Here is a 16,201-nt window from a genome sequence, read left to right on the forward strand (position 1 = left end):
CCGGACTCCTATACCGCGTGATTCCGGGGACCAGCCAGCACATCGGTGCCGGCTCAGATGGGTCTCCGCGCGTGCGGATACCCCTCACGAGTTCGCATTCTGTGAACCATCATCCAAGCCTCTGTCCGCGCCCGGTTCTCGGGCAGGTCCACCGCGAAACCGAGGTGCCGTGACAACGTGGTCAGGCGGTGAGCCACGCTGCTGTGGTGCAGGTTCACTAGCCCTGCTGCGCTCCGGAGCGTTCCGGAGTCGCGGTAGACCTCCAGCGTCGACACCAGTTCGGCTCCGTTGTACATGTCGTCCAACGTTCGGATGCGCACGAGGTCGGCAACGTTGTCGTGGTCGGGTGGGTGTTCGCCCGCGAGGAGGTCGCCGAGCACCGAGGTCGGTCGCATCGACGACCGGACGGGTAGTCGTGGTCTGGTGGTAGGCGAACTTGCTGTGCCGACGAGGCGGTGAGCCGTCGCTGCTGGCGCCGGAAGCGAAATACCCATTGCCACGGTTCGAGTCGTCGTGCCGGCAGGCAGATGTTCCGCGTCGGCGAGTGCCCTCCGCGGCTGCACGATATGAGCCGGTGTCAGAACCATTCGATCGACGAGCATGTCATCGAGTGGAAATGGCGTGCCGATCCACTCGATCCTGACGGTTCCGACGACGATGTCGTCGATCACGACGACTCTCGTGGACGACGCCTGATGGCGTGATGTCAGCAGATCCAGTGACTACGAGATACTCTGTGCAGCATGCGATTACAGATCCAGTGAGAACGAACCGACGGTTTCTCGGTGTCACGAGAGTGTCACAAGTCGGGACGGACGGAGGCGGACTGAGGCGGACGCTGATGGACGAAAACACAGCTCAGACCGGTTTTCGTGAATCCAGGTGAATCCACCTGATCGGGTCGTCGACGCCTTGTAAGCGAAAGGTTGTCAGTTCAATCCTGACAGGAGGCTCTCTGCCTTCGAACTGCACGAGTGATCCGGAATCGCCTCGTTGACCTCTTGTTTCACGACTTCAGCGATACGTCCGTTCAGGTCGGCCACGGTCCAGGGGCGTCCGGTCACCTGCGAAAACTGCCGAGACGTGGCTCGATGTCACGACTTGTCACAAATCACTCGTAACTCGTCCGATGGACTCGGGTGGACGTCAGTGGCCGTGGGGGGACTGCGGCGACGAAGAGGCCATCACAGAACGTGGACTTCCGGGGACGTTTGTGGCCGGATTCCACTCGCTTCGCGTCCGGTCGCCGGTGGCGTGGACGTGTGCGAACGTCGGTGCACGGTGCACCGCTCGCTTCGCGAATCTCCCGCCGGGTCACTCCGTCTGCGTGTTCTCGTGTCGCTGGCGCTGTCTGGTTCCGTACGCGGCTTCCTTGACTGCGTCGTCGTCCTCGAGGCCGGATCCGAGGGCGCCGCCGATGGTGGCGATCGAGGCGAGGAGCCAGCTGAGTTCGAGGTAGTCGGCGACGGTCGCGCTGTGCCCGAGGGTCGAGGACAGCACGTGCGCTCGGAGGGAGAGCCAGGCAGTGAAGAGCAGCAGGCCGAACAGGGCGATATGGAGGACGACGACGCCGATGGTCAGGGTGATGACGGTCGCGGTGTTGTAGAGCCTCGACCGTTCGCGTTCCTCGTCGGATTCGGGCCGCTCCCACAGTTCGTGGTCGATGACGAGCCAGAGAATGAGTGCCACCGTCGACAGGATCGTCGCCGCACAGAGGCGCCATCCGCCCATGGTGTCGGCGAACGACCAGATGGTGCTGGTGGACAATGCGAATGCGCCGGTGGCGAAGGCGCCGACGAGCACTTTGGACAGGCCGGTGACCAGCCGCCAGGGCCGGTTGGCTCGCACCGGGTGCCGGTCTCGTGCTGTTCGGAGGGGAATCGTCTCGCGCCGCTCGTCGGCGCGAGTTCGGGTTCGCCGAGGATGCGTGCGAGGGCGAGTTCGACGACGGTGGTGACGCGTCGCGCGAGGTCGATGCCGCCGACGGCGGCGATCGACATCAGCGCGAACGCGTGATCTGCGCTGACCTCGCCGATCACGGGGACGGTGTTGTCGCGGCGGGGGAGGTCGGTGAGGTAGACGACGATGTCCTCGTGGTCGGAGTCGGTGTCGACGGTGTCGATGACGTCGGTGAGCGAGGCGTGTTCGTCGGAGACGAGGGGTTGTCGGCGCACGGTGGTTGTCCATCGGCGGGGCGGTGATCCTCGTTTGGTGAGGCGTCGGGGTAGGTGGTCGGCGAGGTGCTCGGCGAGGTCTGCGGGTTTGCCGGGGTCGGCGATGAGCAGTACCGATACGCCGTCTCCCGCTGGACGGGCGGGTCCTTCTCGGTGTGGGTCGTGGTCGGTCATCGCCGGGTGCTACCCGGCCTGGACACCCCCAAACGTTCGGAAGACGAGCGGACCGTCAGCTGATCTCAGGGACGCAGAGACCCTCGGTGCGGCGAGAATCTTCACTTAGGAGGGGTGGTTCCGTCGGCGGCAGGTGCGGGACGCCCAAGGTGATACCCCTGCAGAAAATGGGCGCCGAGACGGCGGACGGTGCGCAGTTCGGCATCGGTCTCGACGCCCGAGTAGAAACTCTGCTGGCCATGCTCGCCGTAGGCATGACGTCCGGTCACTGCGAGAGCGGCACACGTCGGAGGGCGTGCTCGGGCGCCACCTGTGAAGTCACCGGACGAGAAATGGCGGTCCTCCGTCGCTGCCCGTACGCCGCCTCGGAGCTGATGTGCGGGCCCGTGCGAATCCCCCGGTAGGACGCGCCGCGAACTTCCCGCGACACTCTGACATTCGTTACCACGCGGCGAGTTCGCAGGGGGCCCGGTCGAGGTCGCCGGCGAATGGTGACCCGCGATCGACATGCACTGGTCCGACCTTTTCGAAGATCATCCTCTTTCGGTGCGGTCGAGAATCAGTCGAGTGGCTTCTTTCGGTGCGTCCCATTGCGGAAAGTGACCGCATCGCTCGAACCAGTGCAGAACGGCATCGGGGAACAGCTCCGAAGCGCGCGCCGCTTGCTTCGGCACTGTCACCAGATCTCGTCGTCCCCAACCGATTGTGACCCGCCCGGGCACTGTGCCGGACGAGGCGCCTTCCTGCTTCGGCCCGTGGATGAGGGCATCGAGAGCGGCGTCGGTCGACGGGGAGTCGGCGAGCCCGCGCACGTCGGGCAACACGGTGTCGCGCGAGAGCGCCCATGGCCGCGCCGACAACTGTGCCAGCAGCAGGGTCCTTCCCGCAGGGTTGCCCAGAAGCGCAGGCAGGAAGCGCCGCAACACCTTGACAAGGGCTATCGACGGCCGGAGTGTAGCGCCGAAGACAGCGCGTTCGCGGTCGCTCCAGAAACCGCCGGGGTCGAGTGCCACGGTGTCGCCGCCGACTCCCCGCCGCGCCAGTTCGAGGACGATTCGACCGCCCATGGATTGACCGACGGTGGAAATGCCACCGAGATCGTGTTCGCGAATGAAATCCGCGACGGAGTCGGCGAGAGCAGCGATCGACACGTCGCCCGTCAACGGCGGCGTTTCGCCGAACCCCGGCAGGTCGACCGCGATGACGTCACGGTGTTCAGACAGTTCGTCGATGATCGGGGACCAGGATCGCCATCCGACGCCCAAGCCGTGCACCAGCAACAGCGGGCTGCCATTTCCGAATCTGACATAATTCAGCGTCATACAGTAGACGGTACGCGAATGCCCGGTCGACGAGCGGGCTCCGGAAGACCGACGGCACCCGCTCACCCAGTGTTCGAGTCGACTGTTCCTCGCCGGGTACGACTTTTCGGGACCACGTCACCGGCGTGGCGATTCGCCGCGGCCCCACCGCCGGCCTGAACACGCGGCGGCAGAGCGTGTGGTGGCCGAGTCGCCCTGGTGCGACCGGGACAGCACCGCGGTCGGATGGTGGGCGGGTGCGACGGGGTACGCATTCGCTGTTGATCTCGAGATGTTCCGGAGGCGACAGCGCGTCATCGCGTTCCGGCTCGTCCCCCGGTGAGAACGCAGGTGCGCCGAGGCGGTCGTCGTCGGGCTGTCCTGCTGATCGCGTGTGTGCAGCAGGTCCAACTGCAGGTACTCGTCTGGGTCGTCGAGGCCGCGTGCGCGAGGCAGCCGGTCGGCTTCCTGCGAGGTTCAGACGAGAGTCGTCCGACCCATCACGTGGCCGACCCCGATCGGCCTGGAAATTCGACCACAGTGGACCCCCACCCCAGGCTTCCGACACGTGCGTCGGCACCGAGGGACTCGGCAATCAGCTCGCGCACTTCGGCTTCGGTGCGTCGCCCGGATCCGTACAGGCACAGTCGGACCAAGTCGTCTTCGGTGTCGTGATCGTCGGTGGTCGCCGGGTCGAGCACGTCGGTGACGAGGACGACCCTGCGCGCGGAGGTCGCCAGCATCGACAGCAGCAGGAGGGCGTCAGCGTCCGGGTGAGCGTCGATCAGGTCGACGGCGATCGCGAGGTCCACCGGGGACGCCGACGGGGTGACGTCCCTGGAGTCGATGCAGTGCACCGCACCGCGCCGCTCGTCGGCCACGTCTGCCAGGTTCGGGCGGTTGCGGTCGGGATGTCCGACGAGCGTGATCTCGAGGTCGGGACGTTCCCGTACGAGGGTGTCGGCGTAGACGCCTGCCCCGTCGCCGTGGAGTGCGATCGTCCGGACTCCGTCGAGATCGACCGCGTCGGGCAGTGCGGGAGCGCGGTAGACAGCGGAGAATGCCGCTTCCTCGTGGAACTTGTCCGCGACACCGGGCTCGGCCATCTTGTCGGCGAAACGATGCGTCGCAGCGGGTGCCCCGGTCCGGATCGTCTCGGTGAGTCCGAGGAGCGACAGTTCGAGCCGGGTGTGGATCCTGTCGTCGTGTAGCGACTGGTTGAGAAACGCGTCCTGGTCGGCGAGCAGGGACCCCATCTCGGTGAGGGCGCAACGCTGACCGTCGGTGGTGAGAAGGTCGAGCAGCACGAGGTGCCGCACCAGCTTCGCCGTGGCGCCGGGGTGAGTGCTGCATGCTGCGGCGATCGCGTCGACGGTGTCGGCGCCGCCGTCGACAGCAGCGAACACCCCGAGCGTCACCGCGGTCCTGATCACCAGGGGGGTCGCCAGGTCCGCCATCTCGTGCAGGCGCGCCGCGGCGTCCCTCGCCTGGCGGCTCTCGGCCGGGGACGCGTCCGTTCGTTCCTCGCGTCTACGCCAGTACCCGGCGATCTCGACGAACTTCTTGTCGATCTGCTTGTCCTGCTTCGCCCATCGACGTAGTGGCTTGATGGTCTGTGCTTCGCCGGCGACCCACAGGTACGGCTGCCCGCGTCGCCACGGCGCCGTTCGGACCGCGTCGACGAGCCGGGAGGCCCCTCCGGCCTCGGATCGATACAGCCAGGTGATGTCGACGTCGCCAGCCGAGGCGAGTTCCTGCCGGTGCGAGCGCTCGGCCACTTCGACGACCACCGTCGCCGGCAGATCAGCGGGCAGCATCTCGAGGCAGTGCGCGATGGCGGGCAGGGCAGTCTCGTCCCCGGCGACGAGCATCCAGTCCGCCTCGCGCGGAAGGGACGCGGAGTGTTTCGGTCCAGCGATCAGCACCGTGTCGCCGGGCTGCACCGTCCGGGACCACGTCGCGGCAAGTCCGCCCTCGTGGGCTGCGAAGTCCAGCACCATCTCTCGCTCGGTCTCGTCGAACCGTCGCACGGTGTACGTCCGTGCGTACGGGAACGATCCTGCGGGCCAGTCGACGGTGCCGTCGTCCAGATTCGTGGGAACCGGAAACGGCAGGGTCCCGGTGACAGGATCGACCGGAAGGATCTTGACGTCGTCGTCGAATCCGGTGGTCCGCACCGGAGGCAGCTCGACGCCGTCGCGCACGTGCCGGTCCATCGACGGCCCGCCCACGACGATCCGTCGCATCCCGGGTGTCACGTCCTCGACCCGCAGAACATCGAGTTCTCGCATACAAATCGGAAAGACCTGTACGTCGCGCACTGTGCCCGCCATGGGAATCCCTACCTCCTGAACAGACCCCATCGAGTGGCATTGCAGCTCGGCGTCGCCTGCTACGCGGCGAACATTTGCTGGATCTGGTCCAGCGTGGCCATGACCCCGTCGTAGTCGGGTCGGTAGCTCGTCGCCGGTAGCCCGTAGACCGTGTCGGCAGCGAAGGACGGCAACGCCGCGTAGGCCGGATCTTGCTTCAGCTGGTCGAGGGTGCGTCCGGCGACCGGGACGACGAACATCACCGGGGCGGTGGCGACGGACCCGAGCAGTTCTGGGCTGACGATGAACGAGTCCCCGGAACCGTACAACTCCGGATTCCCGGCCTTCGTGAGAATGTCGTCGGCTTCGAAACCGACCTCCGACAACAACGTCGGCAGTGCCGCGGTCTGCGGGATGAAGGAGGGTTCATTGGTGCCCAGTGACAGGAAATAGGCGACTGGCGACCCGGGAACGGTGATGGAGTCCTCGATGTCGGCGACCTTCTCCTCGTATGCCTGCAGAAGTGAGTCGACCTTGTCGCTCTCCCCGGCAGCGTCGGCAACTGCCGCCAGTTCGCCTTGCCAGGTGTTGACCGTGGACGGGATCAGCACGGTGGGTGCGATCGCGGCGAGCCGGTCGTAGGCATCGTCGGCCAGGATGGCGGAGTAGCCCTGCCCGCCGCCGATGATGAGGTCGGGTTCGGCTTGCGCGATGGCTTCGATGTTCAACGATTCGCCGGCCGGCAGTTCCGCTGTGCCCTGTGCCTCAGCCTTGTCTGCCCACTGCGGAGGGAAGCCGCCGTCGAGGTTGGTCACACCGAGCAGTCTGGTGTCGGTGATGGCGACGGGCGCGTCGAGTGTGTAGAGGTATCCGGCGAACCCGGCCGAGAGGACCGCGATGCGCTGGGGGTCGGCGGGCACAGTCACCTCCCCTTTGTCGGTGGCGATCACGCGGGTCTCGCTCGGTGTCGGCTCGACAGTTTCTGCGGTGTCATCGGCGGTCGAACTGCACGCGGACGCGCCGAGGACGACGAGCGCCATCGACGCAGCGGCGGCGAGGCGGACGCCTCGCCGGCGAAGGGGGGAGTGCACCATGGCGAATCCTTTCGAAAGCACTGTCGTGCGTGTCATGGTTGTGTCGAGGCCGCGATACGCACCTCGTTCCGAGGGCGGGCGTACACGGCGGTCCGCGCGCCGTCGATGTCGTGGACGCGCACCCGGGTATCGAACACGTCGCTCAGGATGTCGTCGTGCATGATCGCGCCGGCGGGCCCGCTGACGACGATCCGGCCGTCCCGCATCGCGACGATGTCGTCCGACCAGGCCGCCGCGAAGTTGATGTCGTGCACCACGAGCACGATCGTGCGCCCCAATTCGTCGGCCGCGCGTCGGAGATGGCCCATCATCGCCACCGAGTGCTTCATGTCCAGATTGTTCAGCGGCTCGTCGAGCAGGACGTACGGAGTGTCCTGCGCGAGAACCATGGCGACGAACGCCCGCTGGCGTTGACCACCCGACACCTGGTCGAGGTGGCGCCCGGCGAAAGTGTCGAGGTGCAGGAAGTCGAGCGCACGGTCGACGTGTTCGTGGTCGTGTGCGCGGAGTCGGCCGCCGCAGTGCGGGAACCGGCCGAACGAGACGAGCTCGCGAATGGTGAGCCGCGCGGTCAGGTGGTTGTCCTGGCGCAGCACCGAGACGATGCGGGCCAGGTCTCTCGTGGCCGTGTGCTGCACCACGGCGTCTCCGATGGTCACGGTTCCGGTGGTCGGCTCGAGCAGTCTGCCCATGATCGAGAGCAGGGTCGACTTGCCCGCTCCGTTGGGTCCGACGACCGAGGTGATGCCACCCTCTGCGATGGTGCCGCTGACCGGTCCGAGCACCGTCTCGCTCTGGTAGGTCTTGGAGACGTCCGAGAACGTGATCACAGTCTGCCTTTCCGGAGGACGACGACGAGGAAGAGCAGTCCACCCGCGAATTCGATGACGACCGTGAGGAACCCGGCCGCGTAGAAGATGTGCTGCATGACGAACTGTCCGACAACGAGCGTGAGCATGCCGAGCACGAACGCCATCGGCAGCACGTACTGGTGCTTGTAGCTGCCGGTCACCTGATAGGCCATCGTCGCGACGATGAAGCCGAAGAAGGTCATCGGCCCTGCCAGCGCGGTGGAGAACGACACCAGCAGCGCCACCAGAACGAGCACGAGCGTCAGTTCACGCTTGTGGTCGACGCCGATGGTCGTCGCGGAGTCACGGCCGAGCAACAGCGCATCGAGTCGGAAGCGTCTGCGCCACAACACCACTCCCACCGCGACGCACACCGTGAACGCGAGGGGAAGCATGCCCGGATCCACCCCGCTGAGGCGACCGAACAGGCGAACGGACAGGAGGTCGTACTCGGTGGGGGAGAGCAGACGCTGCAGAAATGTCGAGAGGCTGTCGAAGGCCAGCCCCAGGACGACGCCGACGAGCAGCATAGTGAAGAGACTGCCGAGGCGACCGGAGAAGAGCCACCGATAGAGGATCGTGGCGAACAGGACCATGGTGAGGGTCTGTGCGATCACTTTCGGGGTGCCGTCGGTCCGAGCGATGACGGAGCCGCCGAAGACGAACACCATGACGGTCTGCATCAGCACGTACAGCGAGTCGAAACCGACGATGGACGGAGTGATCAGTCGGTTGTCGGTGACGGTGTGGAAGACGACGGTGCCGAGCCCGTGGGCGAAGGCCGCGACGGCCATGGCGCCCAGCATCGTGGCGCGGCGTTCCACCGCGAACTCGAAAGAACCTCGGACGAACAGGAGAAGGAAGCAGGCGATCGCTCCTGCCAGCACCGAGGAGGCCACGAGAAGTCGTCGGCGCGGACGTGGTCCCGAGTCGGTGCCCACCGGCGTCGGCATCGAGGGTGATTCACGCAAGAACATGACGTCGCTGCCTCACCACGAGAAGGACGAAGGCGGCGGCGCCGAGTGCGCCGAGGATCACCGAGGCCGGAATCTCCATGGGTGCGACCACCGTGCGCCCGATCAGGTCGCAGGCCAGCAGCAGTCCGACGCCCAGCACCGCGACCCACGGGAGGTTCCTCCGTACGTCGTCCCCCAGGACCATGGACACGATGTTCGGCACGATGAGGCCCAGGAACGGGATGAAGCCGACCACCACGCTGGTGACACCGGTGCACACCGCCACCATCGCGACGCCGAGTACGACGGTCGCGTCGTAGTTCAGGCCGACCGTGGTGGCGAGGTCCTTCCCGAGGCCGGCGACGGTGAAGCGGTGCGCGAGCAGGTAGACGAGCACGGCGATGACGACGACGGCCCACAAGGGTTCGTAGAAACCGCGCACGATGCCGCTGAATCCGCCGGACCGCCACGCAGACATGGACTGCAGCAGGTCGAATGTACCGGCGAGAAAGGTGGTGATCGCGCCGACGACGGCGCCGAGCATGATGCCGACCAGGGGGACCACCAGTTGCTGTTCCAACGAGATTCGACGCAGGACGCCCACGAACAACATGGTGCCGACGAAGGCGAACGCGGTGGCGATCAGCATCTTCGGCATCGGCCCGAGATTCGGCGCCAGCAACAGGGCCGCGAGAATGCCCAGCCCCGCCCACTGGCTCGTGCCGGCGGTGGTGGGCTCGACGAACTTGTTCTGAGTGATCATCTGCATGACCACGCCGGACACCGCCATCGCGATGCCCGCGAAGATCAACGAGAGGGTCCGCGGGACGCGAGAGATGAGGAACATCTCCCGCGCCACCGGGTCGGTGAGCAGTGTGCCGAGCGAGATGTCGAACTCGCCGACGAGCAGCGACGCCGCGACCAGGGCGGCGGTGACGACCGCAGACCCCAGAAGTGCTGTCCTACGATGCATTCGAGAAGGCATCCGCGAGCTGCTCGTACGTCTCGGCGTACGCCTGGATGCTCTCCCGGGTGTAGAAGTACGGATCCAGGTAGACGATCTGGTCCTCGGCCGCGAACATGGTGCGGGCGAACGCTTCCTGTGCATCGATCACCGACTTCGCCGGAGCTGCACCGGGTTCACCGGCCGCGGCGTCGCGGTCCAGCACGATCATCCACTCCGGGTTCGCCGCGGCGACGGCCTCCGGCGCCAGGCCGGAGTCGCCGTGCACGTCGCCGGCCTCACCGGCGAAGACGTCGCGCAGGTTCAGCGGTTCGATGATCCGACCGATCCGGCCGGCACCGTTGTCGATCTTGCCGCCCGAGACGACGGACAGGAACACCGACTGGCCGGTGGTCCGCTCCGCCGCGTTCTCCTCCGCGTCGTCGAGAGCCGCGATGATCTCGGCCGCCTGCTCTTCGCGGTCGAAAACAACGCCGAGAGAGGCGGTCTGGCGCTTCAGTGACTCGACGTACCCCCCCTCGGCATCGTCGGACGGCGCGATGTCCAGCGTGGGGGCAATGCGACCGAGTTCGTCGGTGTACTCCGAGAAGCGGTAGCCGCCGATGATGAGATCGGGTTCCGCCTCGTTCACGACCTCCAGGTTCGGCTCCCGGTGCGTACCCACATCGAGGATGGCGTCGTCGTCGATCCAGTCCTCGAACCCTTCGTACGGCATGATCGGCTTGGGCAGCGCCACCGGTTCGACGCCGAACGCGCGCAGGGTCTCCAGTGACGTGTTGTCGAGGGCGACGACACGCTGCGGGTTTCGTGGTACCTCGACAGGGCCGGTGGCGGTGTCGACGGAGACGGTGGCGGCGGAGTCCGCGGATGTGGTGTCGTCGGTGCTGCAACTCGCGAGCGCGCTCACCGTGATCACGGTGGCGAGCAGGGCGAGGATCGTGGTCTTCGGGGTCTTCACGAGGCTCCAGAGGGTGTGATGTCTTGACCGAACCTTTACTCGCTGGAGCGTAGTCACTTAGGTAAGGCTACGCAAACTTCACCACGATGGCTGCGACGGTCTCAGCGGCCCGCGCGTGAATCGCCGTCGTGTCCGAGCCGCCGACATGTCGCCCGTACAACGCTCCGAGGCATACGGCGGCAACAGTCAGCGTGACGCTGTGATTGTCTCTGTCGGAGAACAGTTCGACGGCGGTGCCACGACAGGTCAGGCGAACAACCGTCGCAGTGCAACATCACCCGCGTAGGACATTCAAGATCCTCGCGAACGATGCCCCTTCCTCCTGAGTCAGCTTCGTCAGCGGGCTGACCGATGCGAGCGCCTGGCCGAGGCGCTGTCGGGCGCTGGCTCCTTCATCGGTCAGCCCCACGACGGTGCGCCTCCCGTCAGCCGGGTCGGACGACCTTTCCGCGAAACCGCGACTTTCGAGTTGTTTGACGATGAACGTGATGTTGGACGCGTTGCATCTCAAGTGCGCTGCGAGTTCCGACATCGTGAGGTCCGTTCGATCTGGGTCCACGTTCCAGAGTGCGTGCGCGGTGATCAGCGTGAGACCCTCCTGCGTCGCGAACGGCAGGAGATCGTCGTTGATCCGGCGCGCCAGCTCCTGCAGTCGCAGTGTCGCGTCGAGGATGTCCACCGTCATCCGTCCACACTACTTCCATACTTGAAGTATCTTGATAGTTCAAGACTTGAAGGAGATGGACATGCTGGAACTCGACCGTCTCGACGGGCGGACGGTTGCCGTCACGGGCGCCACGTCAGGGATCGGATACTTCATCGCCGAACGGCTGGCCGAACTGGGCGCGGAGGTCATCGTCGTGGCGCGGTCGGGTACACGTGGGCGACGCGCCATCGACCTCCTGCCTCATTCCGCCCGCCACCGGTTCCTCCAGATGGATCTCGCTGTCGTCGACTCCGTTCGACACGCGGGCGCGGAGCTACGAGACGTGCCTCGGCTCGACGGCCTGGTCATGAACGCGGGCGTGATCGCTCCACCCACGACGTTCCAGAACGGCCCCTTCGGTGTGGAGGTGACTATGGGCACGAACGTGCTCTCCCATGTCGAATTGCTCCGTATCGCCCTCCCTGCCATGGAGAGAACACCGGGAGCCCGGATCGTGAGCATGGGAAGCATGCTTACTCGACGCATCCCGTTCGACCCCGAGAATTGGCTGGCTCAGCGGACCTACCGACCACGCACGGCATATGCCATGTCCAAACACGCAACGGAGATTCTCGGCTTCGAACTTTCGCGCCGACTTCGGACCCGACACTCCGAGGTCGAGTCGATCGTCGCCCATCCAGGCGGAGCGATCGATGCGCTCACTGCCGATCGGCCGGGGATCCACACCCGGTCGATCGTCGTTCGAGCAGCCGCCAGGATGCTCGGACCTGCATTCTCGTCGATCGTTCAGGGCAAGGACTCGGCCGCTGCTTCGGCGGTTGCGGCGGTCGCGGCACACGATCTACCGCATGGTGCGGTCTACATCGGTCCGCGGAGGAACGCTGCGGGCACACCGGTGCTGGCCGAACCCGTGCAGACGAGCCATGATCCCGAACTGGGTGCGTTCCTGTGGGGCGAGACCGAGCGCATCATCGGGACCCGCGTCTTCATGTGAAGCGACCCCGAGAGTGCGACAGGCAGGCAGCGTAGGCATGTTCCACGTCCCAACTGAAAGGGGACGGGCCGAAATCGAGAAGTGGAGGCGATTGCCGCATTTCTGTGTTGTCAAGCTACGTCTATTCGACTCGAGCGAGATTGATTTCCGGATTATCGTGCCGTAATAATCCAGATGCAGATCGTCCTGGTTGACGGCCGCCAATTCGATAGCCGTTGAGGACGTATCGAGGGCGGCTGTCGACTCATGTGCGGACATGGTGGTGGGTGATGCGCTTCTGACAAGCCGATCCGGAACGATTTCTGTCATCGTCCGCCCTGCGGTTCCGGACAGGCTGGCCGGTCCTCGATCCGATACCGCAACGCCGAGATCGATGCGGGAAATCGACAAATTGATTCTCGTCCATGTTGATAGCTCGATCATACTCGTGGGGCGGGCGATTTTGCTATGCTCTGGCCGGTAACCTGCAGATAAATGGCTCTCACAAGTGTGAATAGTTTCGATCACGCCGCGTGAGGCATTGATCGCCGAACATTATCAACGCCCCATGACGGAGTCATTGTGCACAGCAGCAGGCCCCACCGACAGAGTATTACCAGCTTTATCGGTCGCCGTAAAGAGATCGACGAAGCGCACGTTCGCCTACAACAATCCCGACTGGTCACTCTGTTGGGTCCGGGCGGAGTCGGAAAAACTCGGCTCGCCGAGCGGATCGCGGAACGAACGTCGAGAGCGTTCCGCGATTCTTATCGGTGGATCGATCTCGCTTCGGTCCGAGATCCAGAAGCGTTGACATCTACTGCGGCTGCTGCCTTGGGCGTGATCGACCAGTCCAACAAGGACACGATGGACAAGACACTCGACTATCTCCGTGACAAGCACGTGCTGATCGTGCTCGACAACTGTGAGCACCTCCTCGAAGCATCGGCGCAGTTCGTCGCTTCCATCCTTGCCGGCACGCCCGAGGCACACATTCTCGCTACCAGTCGTGCGCCGCTGGGTGTAGGTGGGGAAACGACGTTCGATCTACCCCCATTGAGCACGCCGCCACCACTGCCGACCGGATACGCCGCCGCCGATGTTGCCGTTTACGAGTCGGTGAGACTGCTGGTCGAACGCGCTCAGGCTATTTTCACTGGATTCGAGTTGAACGACTCCAACGCCAACGATATCGCCGAGCTGTGTTCGCAACTGGACGGTATCCCTCTCGCGATCGAACTTGCCGCCGTGAGACTGCGCTCGTTGTCGCCGTCGCAGCTGACTCGTCGACTGGATCACCGTTTTGCCTTGCTGACCGGCGGCGATCGTTCCAGCATGCCGCGTCAACAAACGCTCAGGGCTCTCATCGACTGGAGCTACGACCTTTGTTCCGATGCAGAACGGGTGCTGTGGGCAAGGCTTTCAGTTTTCTCCGGAAGCTTGGATCTGGAAGCCGCGGAGCAAGTCTGTAGTGGTGGTGTCGTGTCGGAGAGCGGGGTGATTGAGACTCTCGACGGATTGATCGCACAGTCCCTTGTCAGTGTCGACCGATCCGCCGCTGAACTGCGCTACTCACAGTTGATGACCGTTCGTGAATATGGTCACGAACTACTCGAGACGAGTGGTGACAGCGCCGCCGTCTATTCTCGGCACAGAGATCACTACGTGACAAAAGCCCAGGAGTTCGCAGACGACTGGTTCAGTCCTCGTCAGTCGCAACATCTCGGACTACTGAGAGTCGACCATGACAACCTGATGTCCGCGTTGGATTGGTCGTTACGTAATGGGGATTTCCACTCAGCGGCAGCCCTGTCGGTCGCCCTCAGATACCACTGGATCGCAGGTGGCTATCTGTCGGACGGACGACTACGGCTCGAACGTGTTCTTGCACGACTTCTGTCGGACGAGTCACGTGGAGATGTTCTGTGGGTCGCCGCGTGGACAGCGTTGATCCAGGGCGACCGTGATGGGGCACTCGCCCATTTGAACGAGTGCTCCGCGATCGCTGACCGTCTCGGTGACTCACGCCTGCAGTCACACCGCGATCACTGGGCTGGACTACACGCGTTGTTCAGTGGCCACACCTCTGAGGCAATAGCCTTGCTGAGCCGCGCCGTCGATGTTCATCGAGCACAGGACGACAAAGCCTCCCTGCTCACTGCCTCCTTCATGCTTGCCATGGCGCAGGCCTACGACGGGCAACTCGAACAGTCGCTCATAACCTGTGACGACGTCGTTGCCATAGCTGACGGGCACGGGGAGCAGTGGAACAAGGCTTACGCACTGTGGGTTTCGAGCGTGGCTCGATTCCATCTCGGCGAAACCGAGCACGCGATATCGGCGGCCCACAAGGCACTCGGCATACAACGCGACTTCAAAGACAAGATATGCACGGCACTCTCGATCGAGGTCCTCGTGTGGTCGGCGCAGGCTGTCGGTGAGTCCGAACACGCGGCAGAACTTTGCGGTGCTGCCAGCTCGGTGTGGAAGCTGTTGGGGACTTCCGTCGCAGCTTTCGGTCCGCACGTGGAACGCGACTCCACGACGTCGATGAGCGCGGTACAACATGCCCTGGGTATCAGCGTGTTCGAGCGGATACGAAACAAGACGAGTGGCCTGAACATCGTCGAATCGGTCGGCCTGGCACTGGGAACCAAGCCCTATCGCAGTGACAGTGTCGATTCACCTGCATCGGTGCTGACGAAACGAGAGGTACAGGTCGCAGGACTCTTGGCGGAGGGACTCGGCAACAGGGATATCGCGGACAAGTTGGTCATCTCGCGCCGTACCGTCGACGGACACGTCGAACGAATCTTCACCAAGCTCGGTGTGGGGTCCAGGACACAAGTCGCTGTGTGGATACGAGCGAATGGGGCGGCTGATCAGAACGATGCCGCGAATACGAACACGAGCGGACGTGCTGATTAGGGCGGTGTGACAGATCCCCATGATCGGACGTTGTTCGACAGGGCTGGGCCTAGTCGATGCTCAGGTACTGGGGCTGAGGTCGGGGTCGAACGACTGGGCGTTGGAGGTGGCACCTCCGTCGATGGACAGGACTGCACCCAGGACGAAGCTGCTCTTGTCGGAGGACAACCACACGACAGCTTCGGCGACCTCTTCCGGTGTTCCGAATCGGTGCAGCGGTTGCGGCGCCATCAACATATCCTGTCCTTCGCGTGGGAGGCGGGAGACCATGGGGGTTTCGATTGCGCCCGGTGCAATCGCGTTGATACGAATTCCCATGTTCGCGTACTCGCCTGCGGCGGTCTTGGTCAGGCCGACGACGGCGTGTTTAGCCGCGACGTAGGCGCCGGCCATGGGAGTACCCACGAGGCCGGCTTCGGATGCGGTATTGACGATAGTGCCACCGCCATGGTTCCTCATGTACGAGATCTCGTACTTCATGGCCAGCCACACGCCTTTCACGTCGACAGCGAGAACTCTGTCGAAGTCGTCCTCCGATATGTCTGCAGTGAAACCCGTGGTCAGGATGCCGGCATTGTTGTGTGCGAAGTCCAGGCGTCCGTAATAGCCAACCGTCGCGAGGATCAAATTTTCCACGGACCTGGCGTCTGCGACATCGACAGCGACAAAAGTGGCGTCACCGCCCGCACGTCGTACCAACTCGACTGTCTCGAGCGAATCGGATCGTGTGTGTTCGAGATCTGCTACCACGACGTTGGCGCCCAGCTCGCCGAACGCTACTGCTGTAGCGCGGCCGATTCCACCGGCTGCGCCGCTCACGAGCCCTGCTTTACCTCTGAAGTCGGACAC

The 16,201-nt window shown here is 64.4% G+C and carries 15 protein-coding genes; 4 read left to right on the plus strand and 11 right to left on the minus strand.

The annotated features are described in order from the left end of the window. Positions 1–53: 53 nt before the first annotated feature. Positions 54–395, minus strand: a complete 342-nt coding sequence (locus tag HQ325_RS04060) for a hypothetical protein (protein ID WP_222626817.1) — start codon at positions 393–395, stop codon at positions 54–56. Positions 396–1,314: 919 nt separating this feature from the next. Further along, the gene (locus tag HQ325_RS22950) at positions 1,315–1,848 is read right to left on the minus strand and encodes a hypothetical protein (RefSeq protein WP_374107182.1); all 534 of its coding nucleotides are present in this window, start codon (positions 1,846–1,848) and stop codon (positions 1,315–1,317) included. Positions 1,849–1,862: 14 nt separating this feature from the next. Between HQ325_RS22950 and HQ325_RS22955 the strand changes: the two genes are divergently transcribed. Together HQ325_RS22955 and HQ325_RS22755 are read left to right on the plus strand one after the other, a co-directional pair. Beyond that, the gene (locus tag HQ325_RS22955; protein ID WP_374107183.1) at positions 1,863–2,201 is read left to right on the plus strand and encodes a hypothetical protein; all 339 of its coding nucleotides are present in this window, start codon (positions 1,863–1,865) and stop codon (positions 2,199–2,201) included. A 27-nt stretch (positions 2,202–2,228) separates the two neighbouring features. Beyond that, positions 2,229–2,411, plus strand: coding sequence for a hypothetical protein (locus tag HQ325_RS22755; RefSeq protein WP_308014359.1), 183 nt, complete (start codon positions 2,229–2,231; stop codon positions 2,409–2,411). Positions 2,412–2,881: 470 nt separating this feature from the next. Here the strand turns inward: HQ325_RS22755 and HQ325_RS04070 are convergent, their stop codons facing one another. The 8 genes from HQ325_RS04070 to HQ325_RS04105 form a co-directional block, all read right to left on the minus strand. Further along, positions 2,882–3,670 (minus strand): alpha/beta fold hydrolase, encoded by a 789-nt coding sequence (locus tag HQ325_RS04070; RefSeq protein ID WP_222626818.1) that lies wholly within the window; start codon positions 3,668–3,670, stop codon positions 2,882–2,884. Positions 3,671–4,149: 479 nt separating this feature from the next. Continuing rightward, positions 4,150–5,982 (minus strand): siderophore-interacting protein, encoded by a 1,833-nt coding sequence (locus HQ325_RS04075; protein WP_222626819.1) that lies wholly within the window; start codon positions 5,980–5,982, stop codon positions 4,150–4,152. Between the two features lie 59 nt (positions 5,983–6,041). Continuing rightward, positions 6,042–7,055: an ABC transporter substrate-binding protein gene (locus HQ325_RS04080; protein WP_222626820.1), complete on the minus strand. Its 1,014-nt coding sequence runs from the start codon at positions 7,053–7,055 to the stop codon at positions 6,042–6,044. A 32-nt stretch (positions 7,056–7,087) separates the two neighbouring features. Further along, a complete protein-coding gene (locus tag HQ325_RS04085; RefSeq protein WP_222626821.1) occupies positions 7,088–7,885 on the minus strand; it encodes an ABC transporter ATP-binding protein in 798 nt (265 codons plus the stop codon). Then, positions 7,882–8,859: an iron chelate uptake ABC transporter family permease subunit gene (locus HQ325_RS04090; protein WP_261777654.1), complete on the minus strand. Its 978-nt coding sequence runs from the start codon at positions 8,857–8,859 to the stop codon at positions 7,882–7,884. The genes HQ325_RS04085 and HQ325_RS04090 overlap by 4 nt, the downstream gene beginning before the upstream one ends. Positions 8,860–8,869: 10 nt before the next feature. Next, positions 8,870–9,835 (minus strand): ABC transporter permease, encoded by a 966-nt coding sequence (locus tag HQ325_RS04095; RefSeq protein ID WP_222626823.1) that lies wholly within the window; start codon positions 9,833–9,835, stop codon positions 8,870–8,872. Beyond that, positions 9,825–10,784 carry an ABC transporter substrate-binding protein gene (locus HQ325_RS04100; RefSeq protein WP_222626824.1) on the minus strand — a complete coding sequence of 320 codons (960 nt, stop codon included), beginning with the start codon at positions 10,782–10,784 and terminating at the stop codon, positions 9,825–9,827. Before HQ325_RS04100 ends, HQ325_RS04095 begins: the two co-directional genes overlap by 11 nt. Before the next feature lie 274 nt (positions 10,785–11,058). Then, entirely contained in the window at positions 11,059–11,463 is a 405-nt protein-coding gene (locus HQ325_RS04105) for a MarR family winged helix-turn-helix transcriptional regulator (RefSeq protein WP_222626825.1), read from the minus strand. 67 nt (positions 11,464–11,530) lie between these two features. On the opposite strand from HQ325_RS04105, the gene HQ325_RS04110 reads away from it, so the two are divergent. Beyond that, positions 11,531–12,445 (plus strand): SDR family NAD(P)-dependent oxidoreductase, encoded by a 915-nt coding sequence (locus tag HQ325_RS04110; protein WP_222626826.1) that lies wholly within the window; start codon positions 11,531–11,533, stop codon positions 12,443–12,445. A gap of 561 nt (positions 12,446–13,006) precedes the next feature. Continuing rightward, positions 13,007–15,352 carry a LuxR C-terminal-related transcriptional regulator gene (locus tag HQ325_RS04115; RefSeq protein WP_308014244.1) on the plus strand — a complete coding sequence of 782 codons (2,346 nt, stop codon included), beginning with the start codon at positions 13,007–13,009 and terminating at the stop codon, positions 15,350–15,352. A gap of 60 nt (positions 15,353–15,412) precedes the next feature. Here HQ325_RS04115 and HQ325_RS04120 read toward each other — a convergent pair whose 3' ends face one another. Continuing rightward, positions 15,413–16,171, minus strand: coding sequence for an SDR family oxidoreductase (locus HQ325_RS04120; protein WP_222626827.1), 759 nt, complete (start codon positions 16,169–16,171; stop codon positions 15,413–15,415). Positions 16,172–16,201: the final 30 nt, after the last annotated feature.

Source organism: Rhodococcus sp. BP-349, assembly GCF_019835845.1.
GTDB lineage: Bacteria > Actinomycetota > Actinomycetes > Mycobacteriales > Mycobacteriaceae > Rhodococcoides.